At 66.9% G+C, this 17,729-nt stretch carries 18 protein-coding genes; 8 read left to right on the plus strand and 10 right to left on the minus strand.

From position 1 onward, the window contains the following. Positions 1-32: 32 nt before the first annotated feature. Together K883_RS12115 and K883_RS12120 are read left to right on the plus strand one after the other, a co-directional pair. A complete protein-coding gene (locus tag K883_RS12115; protein WP_008263844.1) occupies positions 33-923 on the plus strand; it encodes a phosphoribosylaminoimidazolesuccinocarboxamide synthase in 891 nt (296 codons plus the stop codon). After that, positions 920-3,058, plus strand: coding sequence for a S9 family peptidase (locus K883_RS12120; RefSeq protein ID WP_036454572.1), 2,139 nt, complete (start codon positions 920-922; stop codon positions 3,056-3,058). The genes K883_RS12115 and K883_RS12120 overlap by 4 nt, the downstream gene beginning before the upstream one ends. Before the next feature lie 8 nt (positions 3,059-3,066). On the opposite strand, the gene K883_RS12125 is transcribed toward K883_RS12120, so the two are convergent. Both K883_RS12125 and K883_RS12130 read right to left on the minus strand, forming a co-directional pair. Further along, the gene (locus K883_RS12125; RefSeq protein ID WP_036455433.1) at positions 3,067-4,692 is read right to left on the minus strand and encodes a DHA2 family efflux MFS transporter permease subunit; all 1,626 of its coding nucleotides are present in this window, start codon (positions 4,690-4,692) and stop codon (positions 3,067-3,069) included. A 144-nt stretch (positions 4,693-4,836) separates the two neighbouring features. Further along, positions 4,837-6,456 carry a DHA2 family efflux MFS transporter permease subunit gene (locus tag K883_RS12130; protein ID WP_225336781.1) on the minus strand — a complete coding sequence of 540 codons (1,620 nt, stop codon included), beginning with the start codon at positions 6,454-6,456 and terminating at the stop codon, positions 4,837-4,839. A gap of 159 nt (positions 6,457-6,615) precedes the next feature. On the opposite strand from K883_RS12130, the gene K883_RS12135 reads away from it, so the two are divergent. After that, the gene (locus tag K883_RS12135; RefSeq protein ID WP_036454576.1) at positions 6,616-7,320 is read left to right on the plus strand and encodes a DUF2334 domain-containing protein; all 705 of its coding nucleotides are present in this window, start codon (positions 6,616-6,618) and stop codon (positions 7,318-7,320) included. Positions 7,321-7,367: 47 nt separating this feature from the next. Continuing rightward, positions 7,368-9,035, plus strand: coding sequence for an FAD-binding dehydrogenase (locus tag K883_RS12140; RefSeq protein WP_036454578.1), 1,668 nt, complete (start codon positions 7,368-7,370; stop codon positions 9,033-9,035). Positions 9,036-9,044: 9 nt separating this feature from the next. On the opposite strand, the gene K883_RS12145 is transcribed toward K883_RS12140, so the two are convergent. Continuing rightward, positions 9,045-9,683, minus strand: coding sequence for an MBL fold metallo-hydrolase (locus K883_RS12145; RefSeq protein ID WP_014710903.1), 639 nt, complete (start codon positions 9,681-9,683; stop codon positions 9,045-9,047). Between K883_RS12145 and K883_RS12150 the strand changes: the two genes are divergently transcribed. From K883_RS12150 to purQ, 3 genes are all read left to right on the plus strand, one after another. Further along, on the plus strand, positions 9,660-10,394 hold the full coding sequence (locus K883_RS12150) for a hypothetical protein (protein ID WP_014710904.1): 735 nt from the start codon (positions 9,660-9,662) through the stop codon (positions 10,392-10,394). The two genes, K883_RS12145 and K883_RS12150, sit on opposite strands and share 24 nt — an antisense overlap. Positions 10,395-10,455: 61 nt before the next feature. Next, on the plus strand, positions 10,456-10,695 hold the full coding sequence (gene purS, locus K883_RS12155) for a phosphoribosylformylglycinamidine synthase subunit PurS (protein WP_008263864.1): 240 nt from the start codon (positions 10,456-10,458) through the stop codon (positions 10,693-10,695). After that, positions 10,692-11,366 carry a phosphoribosylformylglycinamidine synthase subunit PurQ gene (gene purQ / locus K883_RS12160; protein ID WP_008263873.1) on the plus strand — a complete coding sequence of 225 codons (675 nt, stop codon included), beginning with the start codon at positions 10,692-10,694 and terminating at the stop codon, positions 11,364-11,366. Before purS ends, purQ begins: the two co-directional genes overlap by 4 nt. Here purQ and K883_RS12165 read toward each other — a convergent pair. Further along, positions 11,333-12,748 carry a wax ester/triacylglycerol synthase family O-acyltransferase gene (locus K883_RS12165; RefSeq protein ID WP_172417486.1) on the minus strand — a complete coding sequence of 472 codons (1,416 nt, stop codon included), beginning with the start codon at positions 12,746-12,748 and terminating at the stop codon, positions 11,333-11,335. The two genes, purQ and K883_RS12165, sit on opposite strands and share 34 nt — an antisense overlap. A gap of 81 nt (positions 12,749-12,829) precedes the next feature. Then, a complete protein-coding gene (locus K883_RS12170; protein WP_051445827.1) occupies positions 12,830-13,645 on the minus strand; it encodes a lysophospholipid acyltransferase family protein in 816 nt (271 codons plus the stop codon). Positions 13,646-13,793: 148 nt separating this feature from the next. Between K883_RS12170 and K883_RS12175 the strand changes: the two genes are divergently transcribed. After that, positions 13,794-14,876 (plus strand): NAD-dependent epimerase/dehydratase family protein, encoded by a 1,083-nt coding sequence (locus tag K883_RS12175; protein WP_036454586.1) that lies wholly within the window; start codon positions 13,794-13,796, stop codon positions 14,874-14,876. Positions 14,877-14,888: 12 nt separating this feature from the next. On the opposite strand, the gene K883_RS12180 is transcribed toward K883_RS12175, so the two are convergent. The 5 genes from K883_RS12180 to K883_RS12200 form a co-directional block, all read right to left on the minus strand. Next, positions 14,889-15,356 (minus strand): YbjN domain-containing protein, encoded by a 468-nt coding sequence (locus tag K883_RS12180; protein WP_036454588.1) that lies wholly within the window; start codon positions 15,354-15,356, stop codon positions 14,889-14,891. A gap of 98 nt (positions 15,357-15,454) precedes the next feature. After that, positions 15,455-15,922 (minus strand): cupin domain-containing protein, encoded by a 468-nt coding sequence (locus tag K883_RS12185; RefSeq protein WP_036454590.1) that lies wholly within the window; start codon positions 15,920-15,922, stop codon positions 15,455-15,457. A gap of 28 nt (positions 15,923-15,950) precedes the next feature. After that, a complete protein-coding gene (locus K883_RS12190; RefSeq protein WP_036454592.1) occupies positions 15,951-16,631 on the minus strand; it encodes a haloacid dehalogenase type II in 681 nt (226 codons plus the stop codon). Between the two features lies 1 nt (position 16,632). After that, on the minus strand, positions 16,633-17,196 hold the full coding sequence (locus tag K883_RS12195; protein WP_081914366.1) for a TMEM175 family protein: 564 nt from the start codon (positions 17,194-17,196) through the stop codon (positions 16,633-16,635). A 39-nt stretch (positions 17,197-17,235) separates the two neighbouring features. Next, positions 17,236-17,661 carry a VOC family protein gene (locus K883_RS12200; RefSeq protein WP_081914393.1) on the minus strand — a complete coding sequence of 142 codons (426 nt, stop codon included), beginning with the start codon at positions 17,659-17,661 and terminating at the stop codon, positions 17,236-17,238. Between the last annotated feature and the right edge of the window lie 68 nt (positions 17,662-17,729).

Consider the following 17,729-nt stretch of genomic DNA (forward strand, 5'->3'; position numbering starts at 1 on the left):
CCGCGTCGTCAGGTGCCCGATAGGCTGACCGGATGCCCGCACTGTCCGACTACCAGCATCTGGCCAGCGGCAAGGTCCGTGAGCTGTATCGCGTCGACGACGAACACCTCCTACTGGTCGCCACCGACCGCATCTCGGCGTACGACTTCGTCCTGGACAGCACCATCCCGGACAAGGGCCGCATCCTGACGGCGATGAGCGTCTTCTTCTTCGGTCTCGTGGACGCCCCCAATCATTTGGCCGGGCCGCCGGATGACTCGCGCATCCCCGACGAGGTGCTGGGCCGGGCCCTAGTGGTGCGGCGGCTGGAGATGCTTCCGGTCGAATGCGTCGCGCGTGGTTACCTGACCGGCTCGGGGCTCCTGGACTACCAGGCGACCGGCAAGGTCTGCGGCATCACCTTGCCCCCGGGACTGGTCGAAGCCAGCCGGTTCGCCGAACCGCTGTTCACCCCGGCGACCAAGGCCGCGTTGGGGGACCACGACGAGAACGTCTCGTTCGCCCGCGTGATCGAGATGGTGGGCGGGGTGCTCGCCAACCAGCTGCGCGACCGCACGTTACAGATCTACGTTCAGGCCGCCGACCATGCGCTGAGGAAAGGAATCATCATCGCGGACACCAAGTTTGAGTTCGGCACCGATCGCGACGGCAACCTGCTGCTGGCCGACGAGATCTTCACCCCGGATTCGTCACGGTACTGGCCGGCCGACGAGTACCAGGTCGGCGTGGTCCAGAACAGTTTCGACAAACAGTTCGTCCGCAACTGGCTCACCAGCCCCGACTCCGGGTGGGACCGCCACGGCACGCTACCCCCGCCGCCGCTGCCGGACGGCATCATCGAGGCGACTCGCGGCCGCTATATCGAGGCCTACGAACGCATTTCCGGCCTGAGCTTCGGCGACTGGATCGGCCCCGCCGCATGAGCGAGTCGCACCTTGCCGGTCCCGTGCCGCCCGTCGCCAAGCGGGTGGACAGCCGGCGCGAGCACCACGGTGACGTCTTCATCGACCCCTATGAGTGGCTGCGCGAGAAGACGAACCCCGACGTGATCGCCTACCTCGAGGCGGAAAACAGCTACGTCGACCAGATGACCGCCCACCTCGAGCCGCTGCGGCAACAGATCTTCGACGAGATCAAGGCGCGTACCAAGGAAACCGACCTGTCGGTACCGACGCGGCAGGGCCAGTGGTGGTACTACGCCCGCACGTTCGAAGGCAAGCAGTATCGCGTCCAGTGCCGTTGCCCGGTAAGTGATCCCGACGACTGGAACCCGCCGACGCTGGACGAGAACACCGAAATTCCCGGCGAACAAATCTTGCTCGATTCGAACGTCGAAGCCGAGGGCCACGAATTCTTCTCCCTGGGCGCCGCAACCGTCAGTCTCGACGGAAACCTGCTGGCGTACTCCGTCGACACCCTCGGCGATGAACGCTATACGTTGCGGTTCAAGGATTTACGCACCGGCGAGCTGTATCCGGACGAGATCGCCGACATCGGCGCGGGTGCGACCTGGGCCGCCGACAACCGCACCGTGTACTACCTCACCCTGGACGCGGCCCATCGCCCCGACAAGGTGTGGCGGTATCGGGTGGGCTCCGGTGCGGAATCGGAGCTGGTGTACCACGAAGCCGACGAGAAGTTTTGGCTCGGCGTGGGACTCACCCGAAGTGAGGCCTACGTCTTCATCGCCTCCGGTTCCTCGATCACCTCCGAATTCCGCTACGCCGACGCCGCGGATCCGCAGGCGCAGTTCACCGTCGTGCTGCCGCGCCGCGAAGGCGTCGAATATTCGGTCGAACATGCGGTGGTAGGCGGGCAGGACCGGTTCTTGATCCTGCATAACGACGACGCGGTCAACTTCACGCTGACCGAGGCGCCGGTCAGCGATCCCACCCAGCAGCGCACGCTGATCCCGCACCGCGACGATGTCCGACTCGACGGGGTGGACGCCTTCGCCGGCCATCTCGTGGTCAGCTACCGGCGTGAGGCGCTGCCGCGGCTCGCGCTGTGGCGCGTCAACTCCGACGGCACATACGCGGAGCCCGAAGAGGTTTCGTTCGATTCCGAACTGATGTCGGCCGGCCTGGCCGGCAACCCGAATTGGGGCGCGCCCAAGCTGCGGATCCGGGCGGGGTCTCTGGTCATTCCGGCACGGGTCTACGACATCGACTTCGTCACCGGCGAACGCACCCTGCTGCGCGAGCAACCCGTACTCGGCGATTATCGCCCGGACGATTACGTCGAACGGCGCGACTGGGCGGTCGCCGAGGACGGCGCCCGGATCCCGGTCTCGGTCGTGCACCGCTCAGGAATCGAATTCCCAGCGCCCGCGCTGGTTTACGGCTACGGAGCCTACGAGATCTGCACCGATCCGAGTTTCTCCATCGCCCGGTTGTCGCTGTTGGATCGGGGAATGGTGTTCGCGATCGCCCACGTCCGCGGCGGCGGCGAGATGGGCCGGCTGTGGTATGAGCACGGCAAGCTCTTGGAGAAGAAGAACACCTTCACCGACTTCGTCGCGGTGGCAAGGCATTTGGTGGATTCCGGAGTAACCCGCCCGCGCCGGCTGGTGGCGTTGGGGGGCAGTGCCGGCGGACTGTTGATGGGAGCGGTGGCCAACCTGGCGCCGGAACTCTTTGCCGGCATCCTCGCGCAGGTACCGTTCGTCGACCCGCTGACCACCATTTTGGATCCCTCCTTGCCGCTAACCGTCACCGAGTGGGACGAATGGGGAAACCCGTTGGCGGACAAGGACGTCTACTCCTACATGAAGTCCTATTCCCCGTATGAGAACGTCGAGGCAAAGCCCTATCCGGCGATCCTGGCGATGACGTCGCTCAACGACACGCGGGTCTACTACGTGGAACCCGCAAAATGGGTCGCGGCCCTGCGACACGTCAACGCGAACGGCAGCCCGGTGCTGCTGAAGACTCAGATGAATGCCGGGCATGGCGGCGTCAGCGGTCGCTACAAGGGTTGGGAGGAAACCGCGTTCCAGTATGCGTGGCTGCTGGCCACCGCCGACGGCGACCGTTATGGCGGCGGCCGGGACGGCTAGCTCGAGGATCAGCCGGGCCCGGCGCTAGTCGTCGCCGACGGCGGGGTCGCCAGCTTCCTGGGCAGGAAGGATGCCGGGACGACGGTGAACGCCACCAGCACGACCGCCAGCACGAACACCGTCGTATAGGCGTGCGCCAGGTGGTGCGACACGTGGCTGGCCAGATCGGGCGTCATCGTCTGCCCGGGAAGGGCCGACGGGTCAACGCTTCGCTTGCCGGCGGGCGGGCGCACCCCGGCCATCTCGTTCGCCGCCATCAGGGCTTCGTTGCGATTGAACTGATTGGTCAGGATCACCGCCATCAGCGCGGCCCCGATCGACCCGCCCACTTGCTGATTCACGCTGATCAGCGTCGTCCCGCGGGCCACCTGACGCGGGGTAAGCGCCTGCATGAGCGCCGCGGAAAGCGGCGTGGTGGTCAAGCCGGCACCCAGGCCCATGATCGCGAGCCCGGACACCAAGACCGGCGAGTACTCGGCCTGCGTCGCGACGCCGTAGGTGAACACGCCCAGACCCGCTGCCATCAGGGGCAGGCCGATCAGCACGATGTTGCCGGGACCGTGCTTGTCCATGAAGGCCCCGCCGATCGGCATGGTCAATACGGCCCCGATTCCGATCGGCAGCATGTGCAGCCCGGACTGCATCGGCGTCTCGTGGCTGACGATCTGGAAGTAGCTCGGGATCAGCAGGCCTACGCCGACCGAGGCGGCCCCGAACACCAGCATCGTCACGTTGACCTCGGTGACCACGGGGTTGCGGAACAGCCGCAGGTCGATCAGGGGGTGATCGGTGCGATGCCACGCATGCACGATGAACGCGCCGATCAATGCCAGGCCGAGCAGCGCCGGCCCCAGCACGTAAGGGTCGGTGATCGTGTGCCGACCGGGGATGGAGCACACCCCGCACAGGAAGATCGCCACCCCGGGGGAGAGCAACAGCGCGCCGGTGATGTCGAGGGCCTCCGAGGGGGCCGAGCGATCCTTCGCGAACATGATCGCGGCCAGCGCGAACGCGGTCAGCCCGATCGGCAGGTTGATCAGGAAGATCCACTTCCAGCCATACGCACCGATCAGCCAACCCCCCAGGATGGGCCCGCCGATGGGGCCGAGGAGGATCGGGATTCCCCCCACCGCCATGAGGCGGCCGACCCGTTTGGGCCCGGCCTCACGCGTCAAGATGACGAAGCTGAGCGGCAGCAGCATGCCGCCGCCCACCCCTTGCACCACCCGGAACAAAATCAGCAGCAAGATGTTTGGTGCCACCGCGCACAGCAGCGACCCCAGCGTGAAGATCAGGACCGAACCCATGAAAAGCCGCTTGGTGCCGAACCGATCCGCCGCCCATCCGGTGATCGGGATCACGGTCGCAAACGCGAGCATGTAGCCGGCGATGGTCCACGAGACGACCGCCTGAGTGGACCCGAACTGATCGATGAAGGTGCGTTGCGCGACGGCGACGACGGTGCTGTCCAGGACGGCCATGATGCAGGCCAGGCCGCAGACTCCGGCGATCCGGAACAGCGCTGCGTCGAGCTTGTCCGGGTACTCGTCTGGGTGCCGCGACGGACCCGGCTCGATGGGCAACGGAACGGTGAAAGATGCGGAACGGGTGTTCTCCATGGCGCCGCTGAGCATATCCACCCGGCTAGCCGTGCTGAGGCGTTTTTACTCGTATTCGCCGCTATTCCCACGCGTGTAATTCCTGCCGCGCAGAGGCGGCGCGGACGGCAGTTTAAAGCGAAAAAATCGGCTTTTCGCGGGCTACAGGGCGCGAATGCGTTATTCGCCGGCGGTTTCGCTTGCCGGCTTTTTCGGCAAAAAGGACGCCGGAATGATCGTGCAAACCACCAGCACGACGGCAATCACGAATACCGCGGTATACGCGTGGGAAAGATCATGCACCACATTCCCCCAAAAGCCCGGGACAAGGGCCTGCCGGGGGATTGCGGATTGGTCCACCGGCACCCCGTCGACGGTCGCACGCTGATGCAGGGCAGCAACCTTGTTTGCCGCGACGATATTTTGGCTCCGATTGAACTGATTGGTCAGGATCATCGACATCAGCGCGGTCCCCATCGAGCCGCCCACCTGGTGGTTGACGCTCATCAAGGTGGTTCCCCGGGCGATTTGATGCGGTGCCAGCGCCTGCACGGCGGCGACCGACAACGGCATCATCGTGCAGCCCATGCCCAGGCCCGTGACCGCCAGCGCCACCAGCAGCACAGGTAGATAGTGCGCCTGCTTGGCCACCCCGAACGCGAAGGCCCCCAGCCCGGCCGTGATCAGCACAATCCCGACCAGCACGATTTTGCCCGGCCCTTGCCTGTCCACCAGCGGCCCGGTCAGCCGCATGGTCAGCATGGCGCCGAGCCCCTGCGGGATCAGGTGCACGCCCGCCTGCATCGGCGTTTGGTGCAGCACCTGCTGGAAGTAGCTCGGAAGCAACAGGCCGGCGCCGAAAAAGGCGGTCGCGAAGACCAGCATCGTCACATTGGCGTGGGTCAGCACCGGATTGCGGAAGAGCCGCAGATCGATCAACGGATGATCCGCCCGGTGCCAGGCGTGCGCGACGAACCCCGCGATCAATGCCAGCCCGATCGTCGCCGGGATCACCACATGGCGGTCGGCCACGGTGCCGCGGCCCGGGACGGACGACACTGCGAACAGGAACATGGCCAGGCCGGGGGAGAGCAGCAGCACGCCGACGGCGTCGAACGTTTCCGACCGGACCGGATGGTCGCGGGGGAACACGATCGCCGCGAGAACAATGGTGAGCAGTCCGATCGGCACGTTGATCAGGAAGATCCATCGCCAGCTCGAGGTGTCGATCAGCCAGCCGCCCAGGATCGGGCCGCCGATCGGGGCGAGCAGCATCGGGATACTCAGGATCGACATCAGGCGCCCGAGCCGGGCGGGGCCGGCCTCACGGGTCAAGATCATGAACCCCAACGGCAGCAGCATGCCGCCGCCGACACCCTGAACCACCCGAAAGACGATGAGCTGCAAGATGTTTGCGGCAATCGCGCACAGCAGTGATCCGAGCATGAAGGCCAGCACGGAGCCCATGAAGAGCCGCTTGGTGCCGAACCGGTCGGCGGCCCACCCGGTTATCGGGATCACTGTCGCCAGGGCGAGCGTGTAGCCCGTCATCGTCCAGGCCACGACCGCCTGCGAGGACGCGAACTGGTCGATGAAGGTGCGTTGCGCGACGCTGACCACCGTGACATCCAGGATCGCCATGACCGTGGCCAAGATGCACACGCCGGAGATCCGCAACAGCTCGGCGTCCAACTTGTCGGGATACTCCCGTGTGTCGGCGCCCGGCTGCCCCGCGGGGGCATGGGGCAGCGGCGCTCCGGCCGCTGCGTAGGAGGCCTCGTCCATGGCGTTGCTTAGCATATCGAACAGATCGTGTCCGCCGGCGCCGGTGGCCGTTTGCTGGACCGCCCCTGAAACTCCGGTCGCCGAACCCAGTTATCGCTTTTGGGTGAGCGCATATACGCCTGCTGTCTGCGTGTCCTTCACCGTTCCGACACTTGCGGTCGGCAAACTGCTGGTGTGTCTGGAAAATTGATCGTTTCGGTCTCGGGGATCGGGGAACGCACCCTGCCCGACGTCGAGGCGTTCTGCGCGCAAATGGATGCCCGTGAGGTACCGGTGTCGCTGCTGGTGGCTCCCCGCCTGTCCGGCGGCTACCGGCTCGACAGCGACCCGAAAACCGTTGACTGGCTGACCGCCCGCCGCGCCGGTGGCGACGCGATCGTGTTGCACGGCTACGACGATGCCCTCACCAGGAAGCGCCGCGGTGAGTTCGCGATTTTGCGGGCGCATGAGGCCAATCTGCGCTTGATGGCCGCCGACCGGGTCCTCGAGCACCTCGGGTTGCGCACGCGGCTGTTCGCGGCTCCCGGCTGCGTGGTCTCGCCCGGTGTCGTCAAAGCATTGCCGGGCAACGGTTTTCGGATGCTGGCCGATCTGCATGGGATCACCGACCTGGTGCGGCACACCCCCGTGCGGGCGCGGGTTCTCGGCATCGGCGAGGGTGTTCTCGCCGAGCCGTGGTGGTGTCGCACGGTCGTGCTGTCCGCCGAGCGGATCGCGCGGCGCGGCGGCATCGTGCGGGTGGCGGTCGCCGCGCGGCATCTCCGCAAACCCGGACCGCTGCAGGCGATGCTGGACGCGGTCGACTTGGCGTTGATGCACGACTGCACACCGACGGTGTATCGCTGGCGTCGTGACAAGGCCTTGCTCGACGCCGCCTGACGAATCGACTGCCTGACCTGCTGTCCGGGGCACTACCCTGGACCGACATGAGCGTTTCTTCGGTTGGCGGGTTCGGCGCTGATGTCATCGTCGTCGGGGCGGGGCTGTCCGGCCTGGTCGCCGCCTGCGAACTGGTGGATCGCGGCCTGCGGGTGCTGATCCTCGACCAGGAGAACAGCGCCAACCTGGGCGGGCAGGCGTTCTGGTCCTTCGGCGGTCTGTTCTTCGTCGACAGCCCCGAGCAGCGCCGGTTGGGCATTCGCGACAGCCACGAGCTCGCGCTGCAGGACTGGCTGGGTACGGCGGCGTTCGACCGGCCCGAGGACTACTGGCCGCGCCAATGGGCCCATGCCTACGTCGATTTCGCCGCGGGGGAGAAGCGCAGCTGGCTGCGCGCCCGCGGGCTCAAGCTTTTCCCGTTGGTGGGGTGGGCCGAGCGCGGCGGGTATGACGCGCAGGGGCACGGCAATTCGGTTCCGCGCTTCCACATCACCTGGGGCACCGGGCCCGCGCTGGTCGAGATCTTCGCCCGTCAATTGCGCGACCGCTCCACGGTGCGCTTCGCGCACCGCCATCAGGTCGACGAGTTGATCGTCGAGAATGACGCGGTGACGGGCGTCCGGGGGACGGTGCTGGAGTCCTCAACCGCGCCGCGCGGCGTCGCCTCGTCACGAAAGGCCGTCGGGGAGTTCGAGTTCCGCGCCGCTGCGGTGATCGTGACGAGTGGTGGCATCGGGGGGAACCACGAGCTGGTGCGCAAGAATTGGCCGAAGCGGATGGGCCGCGTGCCCGAGCAATTGCTCAGCGGCGTGCCGGCACACGTCGACGGCCGGATGATCGGCATCACGCAGAAGGCCGGCGCGCGCGTGATCAACCCGGACCGGATGTGGCACTACACCGAGGGCATCACCAACTACGACCCGATCTGGCCGCTACACGGAATTCGCATCATCCCGGGCCCGTCGTCGCTGTGGCTGGATGCGAACGGCAAGCGGTTGCCGGTTCCCCTGTATCCCGGTTTCGACACACTTGGCACGCTCGAGTACATCACCCGATCCGGGTTCGACTACACGTGGTTTGTGTTGAACGCCAAGATCATTGAGAAGGAATTCGCGCTTTCCGGGCAGGAACAGAATCCCGATCTGACCGGGCAGAGCGTGCGCGAGCTGCTGCGGAACCGGGCACGCTCCGGACCGCCGGGGCCCGTGCAGGCGTTCGTCGATCGGGGCGTGGACTTCGTCAGTGCGGATTCGTTGCGCGACCTGGTGTCCGCGATGAACAAGCTGCCCGACGTGCAACCGCTGGACTACGCCACGGTGGAGGCCGAGGTCACCGCGCGGGACCGGGAGGTCGCCAACAGGTTCAGCAAGGACGGCCAGATCACCGCGATCCGTGCGGCCCGCGGCTATCTGGGCGACCGGCTGGGCCGGGTCGTGGCGCCGCACCGGTTGACCGATCCGAAGGCCGGGCCGATGATCGCGGTCAAGCTGCACATCTTGACGCGAAAGACGCTGGGCGGCATCGAAACCGATCTTGCCGCACGGGTGTTGACCTCCGACGGCACTCCGCTGAGCGGGCTGTACGCCGCCGGCGAGGCGGCCGGCTTCGGCGGCGGGGGCGTGCACGGCTACCGCGCGCTGGAGGGCACATTCCTGGGTGGATGCATCTTCTCGGGCCGCGCCGCCGGCCGCGGCGCCGCCGACGACATCACCTAGCTGCTCGCGCTAGAAGGTGACGGCGTCCTCTTCGGGCAGCACCTGGAAGTCGGTGCTGGTCATCTCGGTGAGCCGGCCGTAGTAGATGCCACGCGCATCGGGGGCGATGATCCCCTGGTGGATGGGGACGGCGCGCGCTGGTGCCACCGCGCGAAGGTAATCGACCGCTTCCGAAACCTTCATCCACGGGGCCGCCGCCGGGGTGGCCAAAACGTCCACCGGCTCGTCGGGCACGAACAGCGCGTCGCCGGGATGCATCAACCGGGCGGGATGCTCGCCGTCGCCGATGAGAAACGAAATGTTCTCGATCACAGGGATTTCCGGGTGGATGACGGCGTGCTTGCCCCCCAAGGCCCGCACGGTCAGCTCACCGATCTGCAGCTCGTCGCCGACGTGCACCTCGCGGCAGGGCGCGCCGAGTTGCGCGGTGGTCTGTGGGTCGGCATACAACGCGACATCCGGGTTACCCTCGAGCAGTGCCGGCAACCGTTTCCCGTCGACGTGGTCGGGGTGCTGATGAGTGATCAAGATGGCGGTTAAGCCGGTGATTCCCTCGAAACCGTGGGCGAAGGTACCGGGATCAAACAGCACGCGTGTCTGGTCGAACTCGGCGAGTAGGCACGAATGACCGAAATGCGTCAGTTGCATATCTACGATTGTGCCTTGATGGACAAGCTGCCGCTGCGCGTGATCCTGGCCACGATGCTGGTCGCCGGCGGCCTCGCGGTCGCGCTGGTCGTCGTCATCCCTGCGCACGGCGAGCCCGAGACCTGCCCCGCCATGTGCGACCGGATCCCCAACACCGCGTGGATCGATCAGCGTGCCGTGCCGCTGGACGCGGTGTACCACTGGCCCGCGCTCGCCGGTCAGGCGGTCCAGACGACGGGCTCGGCGCCCGGCCCCCGGTTTCGGTTCGAGGAGCTGTGCGCCACGCCGGCCACCGCTCGGGACCCCCGCGACTCGGCGGTCTCCGCCCGCTCGACGGTGCAGCATCCGGACGGTCAGTGGCAGTTGCAGGCCCAGATCCTGCATTGGCGCGGTGATACGGCCCGCGGTGGTGAGATCGCGGCCGAGGCGTTCCGTAGCGCCGTCGCCGCGTTGCGGAGTTGCCAGCAGCGTGCGCCGCAGCAATCGCCGTCGTTGACCAGCGACGACACCAACCGCATGGCCGCCGTGATCAGCGGGCCGGTGGTGATGCACACCTACCTTTTCGCCCACCCGGCCAGCAGCACGGTCAGCGAGGTCACGCTCTGGTCGACGTCCCCGCCGCAGACGCCCTGGCCGGCGATGGCCGACGACCCGGTGCTGGGCGCCATGGGCGCGCCGCTGTGCGAGGCCTACATTGCCTCGTGCCCGTGAGGGCGAGCTGCGGTTTCGCCGGTAGAGTTGGCGGCGAAACGCCAACTGAGGAGGAGCGCCGGTGGCCCGGGTGATCGTGAGCGTGATGCCCAAAGCGGAGATCCTGGACCCGCAGGGTCAGGCGATCGTCGGCGCGCTGGGCCGCCTCGGTCACCCGGGGATATCAGATGTCCGGCAGGGCAAGAGGTTTGAGCTCGAAGTGGACGACAGCGTGGACGACTCGGCGCTGGCCGAGATCGCCGAATCGCTGTTGGCGAACACCGTGATCGAGGACTGGACGATCAGCCGGGAGACGACATGACCGCACGCATCGGGATCATCACGTTTCCCGGCACGCTCGACGACGTGGACGCCGCCCGGGCGGCCCGCCGCGTCGGCGCGGAGCCGGTCAACCTGTGGCACGCCGACGCCGATTTGAAAAGCGTCGATGCCGTGGTGGTTCCGGGCGGCTTCTCCTACGGTGACTACCTGCGGGCGGGGGCGATCGCCAGGTTCGCCCCGGTGATGACCGAAGTGGTGGACGCCGCGCGGCGCGGGATGCCGGTCTTGGGTATCTGCAACGGTTTTCAAGTGCTCTGCGAGGCCGGCCTGCTGCCCGGTGCCCTGACCCGCAACGTGGGTTTGCATTTCATCTGCCGCGACGTGTGGCTGCGGGTGGCGTCGACGTCGACGGCGTGGACGTCGCGTTTCGAACCGGACGCCGATCTGCTGGTGCCGCTGAAGTCCGGCGAGGGCCGCTACGTGGCGCCCGCCGAGGTGCTCGAGGAGCTCGAGGGCGAGGGGCGGGTGGTGTTCCGGTACCACGAGAACGCCAACGGTTCGCAACATGACATCGCCGGCGTCAGCTCCGCCGACGGCCGCGTGGTGGGCCTGATGCCGCATCCCGAACACGCCATCGAGGCGCTGACCGGGCCCTCCGACGACGGCTTGGGCCTGTTCTACTCGGTGCTGGACGGGGTCCTCGCCGGCTGACCGGAAATGCCTGCGGCACAGCATAATTCGTCGAAGGCCGCGCTGATGGCGTCCGTCGCCTCATGCGGGTCGTCGAACGTCTGATCGTCGGTGAGCACGGCGACGCCGAGCCGGTCGACGTAGCTCCACACGGTGATGTTGACCGGGGCGCCGGGCGAGAGCACACCCGTGGAATAGATCTCGCTGACGGCCGCGCCGCCGAAGTGGCCGCGTTCGCGCGGTCCGACCACGCTGGATACGGCGACGTTCATCAGCTTGTTGGGCACCTCGCGCAGACCCAGCCAGCGAAATGCCGCCGGGGCGAAGGCGGTCGGCAGGTAGGCCATCATCTTCCCGTACAGCTGCGGGCCGAGGATCTCGTGGTCTTCCTTGGCGATCCGGGTGGCCACCGAGATCAGCCGGGCCCGTTCGATCGGGTCGTCGACATGCACCGGCAGCGAAATCATCAGCCCGCTGATCTCGTTGCCGGTGATCCGGTCCGACTTGTCGGTGGCGGTCGGCACCGACGCGATGATCGGGCGGTCGGCCGCGCCGTCGTAGGCCAGCAAGAGCGTTCGCAGCCCGCCGGCCGCCGTCGCCAGCACCAGATCGGTCATGGTGATGCCCAACGCTTTTGCCGTCGCCTTGGCCTGCGGCAGCGGTAACGACGTGCTGGCGAACCAGCGCCGGGGTGAGACCACATGGTTGAGGAACGTCGGGGGCGCGTCAAAAGCATCGGCGAGGTCGGGGTGGTCGCCGCGCTCGCGGGAGCGACGCCGCACCCGCATCAGCCCCACGGCCGCGTCTTTGAGCAGCCGTGGCAGTTGCGCGAGTTGCCGGACGTGGTCGCGCGCGGCGGCGCGCAGCAGGTCGGCATCGGAAACCGTGACACCGGCTTCGTCGTTGTCGCGCTCGTCGGTGAGCCCGTCCCGCAGATCCATCGCGCGCGCCAGGAGGTTGACCGACGCGACACCGTCGGCCAACGCGTGGTGCACCTTGCCGATCAAGGCGAACCGGCCGTCGGCCAGTCCCTCGGCGAAGTGAAACTCCCACAGGGGCCGGGTGCGGTCCAGGGGGGTGGACGCCACCTCGCCGATGACCCGATCGAGCTCTCGCCGCCCGCCCGGCGCGGGCACCCGGACGCGACGGAGGTGATAGTCCAGGTCGACCTCACAGTTTTCCTGCCACATCGGGTGATGCAGGTGCCACGGGATGTCAACGAGCTTGTAGCGCAACGGTTCCAGCAGGTGAAGCCGCCGGCGCACGTGGCGGCGGAACGCGTCGAACCCGAACTCGCCGTCGCAGTCGGCCGGGTCGATGATCGCCACCTTCAGCGTGTGCGTGTGCAGGTTGGGCGTCTCGCTGTAGAGCAGCATGGCGTCCATGCCGTTGAGTCTTTTCACACGTCACCTCGCCCTGCCGACGCGACCAGGCCAACAACTATGCCGTAGGGCGCCGGCCGGCGGCGCGGATTGGCGGCATCCTCAGCCGAGGATCGGAAACCGGCGCTGTTCGGCCAACCGCTTCAGCGCGTCCTCCATGACGGCGCGGACATGGGCGTCGACCTCGTCGACGTCGGGGTCCTCACCGAAGCGCGCGATGACGTCGATCGGCTCGAGCACCTCGGTGACGACCTTTGCCGGCAGCGGCAGGTTGGGCGGGAAGATCACGCTGAGCCCGAACGGGAACCCGACGCTGACCGGCAGGATGTCCATGCGGGCCTTCGTTAGCCCCAGCTTGCGGGCCAGCCAGTTGCCCCGGGTCAAAAACAGCTGGGTCTCCTGGGCGCCGATCGACACGGTCGGCACGATCGGCACGCCGGCTTCGATCGCCGTTCGCACGTAGCCGGTGCGCCCGTTGAAGTCGATGGTGTTGGCGCTGAACGTCGGGCGGTACGAGTCGTAGTCGCCGCCGGGAAACACCAGCACCACCGCGCCCGAATGCAGGGCGGCGGAGGCGTTTTCGCGGCTGGCCTCGATCACCCCGAGGCGGCGCAGCCAGCCGTCCAAGGGCCCCATGAAGATCCCGTAATGGCCGAGCGTGTAGACCGGGCGGTCGTAGCCGAACCTTTCGTAGAAGGCCGGGGAAAAGATCAACACGTCCGGTGTCAGCATGCCGCCGGAGTGGTTGGAGACCACCAGCGCCCCACCGGACGACGGGACGTTGTCGATGTTTCGCACCTCGGCCCGGTAATACCGTTTGATGGCCGGCCCGAGCGCGTTGGCGACCCGTTCGGTGAAGGCCGGATCCCATTTGGCGGTCTCGTGATTGTCCGCCGCGCCCGCACCGCTGCCCTTCATGGCTCCCTGCTGTCGTGATCGTGCCATTTGCTATTGGTTGCCGGTGTGACGCCGGTCTCAAACCTCAGGCCATGGATGACATATGATACTTTCGAATTTGGAGAATGTCATATTCGTTTGCTGGGGGCAAACCCGGCGCTGGGGGATCATGTCCGAGAAGGTTCTTGTCACCGGGGGTTTCGGGCTCGTCGGCTCACAAACGGTGCGCCGGCTGGTCGCCGACGGCCACCGCGTGGTCGCGACGGATCTGGGCACCCCCACCCAGCGCAAGGCGGCGAGGACGCTGCCCGACGGCGTCGAGGCGCACTGGGCCGATCTGACCGACCCGGGCCATGTCGACCGCCTGCTCGCCGCGACCTCACCCACCGCCATCGTCCACCTGGCCGCGGTGATCCCGCCGGCGATCTACCGCAGCCCCGCCCTCGGGCGCCGCGTCAACGTCGACGCGACCCTCACGCTGCTGCGCGCCGCGCAGGCCCGGCCGCACCCGGTGCGGTTCATCCAGGCGTCGAGCAACGCCGTGTACGGGGCGCGTAACCCGCACCGCAACGCCGAGCTGTTGCGCGCCGATTCCCCGATGAACCCGGCTGATCTCTACGGCGCGCACAAAGCCGAAGCGGAACAGCACATCCGGTCCTCGAACCTCGAATGGGTGATCTTGCGCCTGGGCGGGGTGATAAGCGTCGACCCGGAGGCCATGCCGTTCAGCGTTGACGCACTGTTCTTCGAAAGCGCCCTGCCGACGGACGGGCGCATCCACACCGTCGATGTGCGCGACGTCGCCCGTGCGTTCGCCGCGGCGACCACGGCCGACGTCGTCGGTGAGACCCTGCTGATCGCCGGCGACGAGTCGCACCGGATTCGGCAGGGCGAGGTCGGCAAGGCGCTGGCCGCCGCCCGGGGTCTCGTCGACGTCCTGCCCGGGGGACGTCCGGGTGATCCCGACAGCGACGACGACTGGTTCGTCACCGACTGGATGGATAGCGCTCGCTCCCAACAAGTCCTGCAATTCCAGCACCATTCGTGGCCGGACATGCTCGACGAGATGCGCGCGACGGCGGGGTGGCGGCGCTACCCGATGCGGTTGATCTCGCCGCTGGCACGGCGATTTCTCAAAAGCCGTGCGGCCTACCGGGATACGCCCGGACGCTACGCCGATCCGTGGGGCGCCATCCGGGCGAAGCTGGGTGAGCCGCGCCCCGATGCCCCGGGTGCCGCGAGCGGCCCCTAGACCAGGCGGGCGTCAGCCGGCGTGACGCAGCAAGGACCGCTCGGCGGACGGCAGGCCGGCGGCGGGGTCCAGCTGCTCGAAGAGCTCGGTGGCGTCCGCGATCGTCAGGTCGACGAGGGACGCGAAATCGGCGAAGGAGACTTTGCTTCGGATCCATTGCGACTTGCGGGCCACCACGCCGATGCGCTGCGGATCGCACGAGCAGTGCACGATCGCGGTGACGTGGCGGTCCTGAAGGTTCCACGTGTCGGCGAAGTGCGTCAGCCAAGGGCGGTCGGCGGCCGGAAAGTAGCACCCGGGAGTGACCCGGATGATCAACACGTCGTCGTGCGCGGGCGAGATCTCGAAATGAACGTGCAGCCGTCGCGGAGCGCCGGTGACGAAGAAGTATTCGCCATCGCGGTGCCCGCGAAAGTATTGCCGTCCGCGGGTGCGCAAATAGCGTTCGACAAGGTTCGCGCACATCTGCTCGTTCGTCATAGACGTATGGTGTCGCCGGCGACTTTGCGGACGCTGGCAGCCAAGCGATGTGGCGCCGAAGAATCTGTTGAGAATTCGCTGAGTGGCCCGCTGCCCGTTTATCGGGGCCCGTCGAGCGGATACAGGGCGGGGAGATTGATCACGATCGCTTCCTGGGTGCTGCGGGCGATCACGACCTCGGCCCCGGTGTCGGGGTCCGGGTTTTCCTCCCGGTGCGGAAGGTACGGCGGAATGAAGACGTAGTCGCCGGGTTCGGTGGCAATACGGACCTCTTGGGTGCCGTCGTGAAACACGAACTCCGGGTGGCCGCTTCGCACATAGATCGCGGTCTCCGAGTCACCGTGGTGATGGTTGTCCGAGGCGGATTTCGGCGACGCGTGCGTCTCACCCATCCAGAGCTTCTCCGCTCCGACCGACGCGCCGGAAAGCGCGGCGAAGCGCCGCAGGCCCTCCGACTGCGCGGTGTCCGAGCTGATCTCGGACGCCTTGATGTGGCGCACTCGGTTGCGGGCGATCGGCGCTGCCGTGTCTTCGAAGTCGGGATGGAATCCGTCGGAGGTGGCCATGGGTCAATTATCGTCGTGCTCTCGGCGCTCAGCGAGACCCGAGGCGCTCGGCCAGCTCGCGAAGGTTGCCGGCGACGATGTTCGGCTGCGGTAGGCCGCGGACCGGTAACGGCGCGTTGCCGCGCCGGGTGATCAGAGCCCCACTGAACCCGACGCTCTGTGCGCCGAGGGTGTCCCACACGTGTGCGGCCACCATCATGCAATCACCGGGTGTCACACGGAGCTCGTCGCACACGTACCGATAGACGGCGGGAGACGGTTTGAAGGCGCGGCGGGCATCGACGCTCAGTTGGCGCTCGAAAAAGCCTGCCAGCCCGGAATTCTGTAGCGCCGTCTGGCCGTCCGGGTTGGGTGGGGAGTTCGTCAGGGTTACCAACCGAAAACCGTTGTCGCGCAAGGTGGCGAGACCCTCGGCGGCATCGGGGTGTGCCGGCATGGTGAGCAACCCGGTCGTCAGGCGATCGAGGTGGTCATCGGTGACGTCCACCCGGTGGACGTCACCCAGCATGCGCAGCACCGCCTGAGCGAGAACGGGGAACGGCACGTACTTGCCGGCCAGTGTGATGGTCATCGAGTACTGAATGAGCTGACCGAACCACTCGCGCAGCACGCGTTCGTCGCCGAACATGTCCGCGAAAAGCGGTGCGAGGGACTCGATGTCGATCAGCGTCTCGTTGACATCGAAAACGAGGACGGAGGGTGTCGTCATGCTAGGGCTCGACCTTTTTAACGTTGGGCACATCCGGCCGCAGATACCCCGCCAGACACACGCAAATCAATACCATTCCGACGGCCGGCCACCAGAATGCGACGACTGCCGCCGCCGCGAAGACGCCGATCGTGATGAACGACCGCATGCGTAGCAGTCGGCGCACTCGCTGGGTGAGGTCCTCGTGGGCGGGACGATCGACCACTTCCTGGCACAGCGCCAAGTAGGTGATGTTGACGAGCACGAACACCGAGGCATACAGAACCACCGGTGCGGCGGCCAGCCTGCTGTCGGCGATCCATTCGGTGGTGATCGGAATCAGCGACACCGAGAACAAGTGCGCAAAGTTCGACCACACCAATCGTGGCGTCGCCACTTGCGCGTAGCCGAACAGGTGGTGGTGGTTCACCCAGACGATGGCGATGAACACGTAGCTGACCACATAGCTCAGTCCCGTGGGCCATTCCGGTAATAACGCGTTGAAGGTGTAGGACTTCGGCGGCTTGAGCTCGAGGACGAGGATCGTGATGAGGACTGCGAACACTCCGTCTGAGAATGCGCCCACCCGGTCTGGACTCGTTTTCCGCGCGGCCACGACGCCTCCTCAACCCCGCTGGTGGTTTCGTTCCTGCAAGCTCCAGGCGTTCCCGTCGGGATCGCGGAAGTCGGCGAAGCTCGCGTAGTCACCGCGATCGGGGTCGGTACCCGGGAGGAAGCCCCCTCTCCAGCCGCCGTCGGTGTCCTTGTGGCGGACCTCGCCGACGGTTACGCCGCGACCGATCAACTCGGCGCGGCAGGCTTCGATGTCCGGGACCACGAGGTATAGGCCCCGCACCGAGCCGGCCGGCGCGTCGGTCAATCCCACGCCGAATTGGATTGAGGCGTGCGATCCCTCGGGCGTCAATTGGATGACCCGGAACCCGGGCGCGGGCGCGTAATCGACATCGAGGGCGAAGCCGACCTGGTCGCGGTAGAACCGTAGTGACCGGTCGGGATCGGCGACGGGCAGGATGACGACTTCGATGGACATCCTCATGACGTGCCCCCCAACCGGGTTCTTTCCTAAGACCTCGTCGGTGTCCAATCCGCGGTCGACAC

Origin of the sequence: Mycobacterium sp. TKK-01-0059 (assembly GCF_000709305.1) — a bacterium.
GTDB classification, from domain to species: domain Bacteria; phylum Actinomycetota; class Actinomycetes; order Mycobacteriales; family Mycobacteriaceae; genus Mycobacterium; species Mycobacterium intracellulare.

Excerpts from the sequence above, each read along its gene's own strand:
- K883_RS12115 (WP_008263844.1), top strand. The coding sequence starts at position 33 with ATGCCCGCACTGTCCGACTACCAGCATCTGGCCAGCGGCAAGGTCCGT.
- K883_RS12120 (WP_036454572.1), top strand. The coding sequence starts at position 920 with ATGAGCGAGTCGCACCTTGCCGGTCCCGTGCCGCCCGTCGCCAAGCGG.
- K883_RS12125 (WP_036455433.1), bottom strand. The coding sequence starts at position 4,692 with ATGCTCAGCGGCGCCATGGAGAACACCCGTTCCGCATCTTTCACCGTT.
- K883_RS12130 (WP_225336781.1), bottom strand. The coding sequence starts at position 6,456 with ATGCTAAGCAACGCCATGGACGAGGCCTCCTACGCAGCGGCCGGAGCG.
- K883_RS12140 (WP_036454578.1), top strand. The coding sequence starts at position 7,368 with ATGAGCGTTTCTTCGGTTGGCGGGTTCGGCGCTGATGTCATCGTCGTC.
- K883_RS12150 (WP_014710904.1), top strand. The coding sequence starts at position 9,660 with ATGACCGAAATGCGTCAGTTGCATATCTACGATTGTGCCTTGATGGAC.
- K883_RS12145 (WP_014710903.1), bottom strand. The coding sequence starts at position 9,683 with ATGCAACTGACGCATTTCGGTCATTCGTGCCTACTCGCCGAGTTCGAC.
- purQ (WP_008263873.1), top strand. The coding sequence starts at position 10,692 with ATGACCGCACGCATCGGGATCATCACGTTTCCCGGCACGCTCGACGAC.
- K883_RS12170 (WP_051445827.1), bottom strand. The coding sequence starts at position 13,645 with ATGAAGGGCAGCGGTGCGGGCGCGGCGGACAATCACGAGACCGCCAAA.
- K883_RS12175 (WP_036454586.1), top strand. The coding sequence starts at position 13,794 with ATGTCCGAGAAGGTTCTTGTCACCGGGGGTTTCGGGCTCGTCGGCTCA.
- K883_RS12180 (WP_036454588.1), bottom strand. The coding sequence starts at position 15,356 with ATGACGAACGAGCAGATGTGCGCGAACCTTGTCGAACGCTATTTGCGC.
- K883_RS12185 (WP_036454590.1), bottom strand. The coding sequence starts at position 15,922 with ATGGCCACCTCCGACGGATTCCATCCCGACTTCGAAGACACGGCAGCG.
- K883_RS12190 (WP_036454592.1), bottom strand. The coding sequence starts at position 16,631 with ATGACGACACCCTCCGTCCTCGTTTTCGATGTCAACGAGACGCTGATC.
- K883_RS12200 (WP_081914393.1), bottom strand. The coding sequence starts at position 17,661 with ATGTCCATCGAAGTCGTCATCCTGCCCGTCGCCGATCCCGACCGGTCA.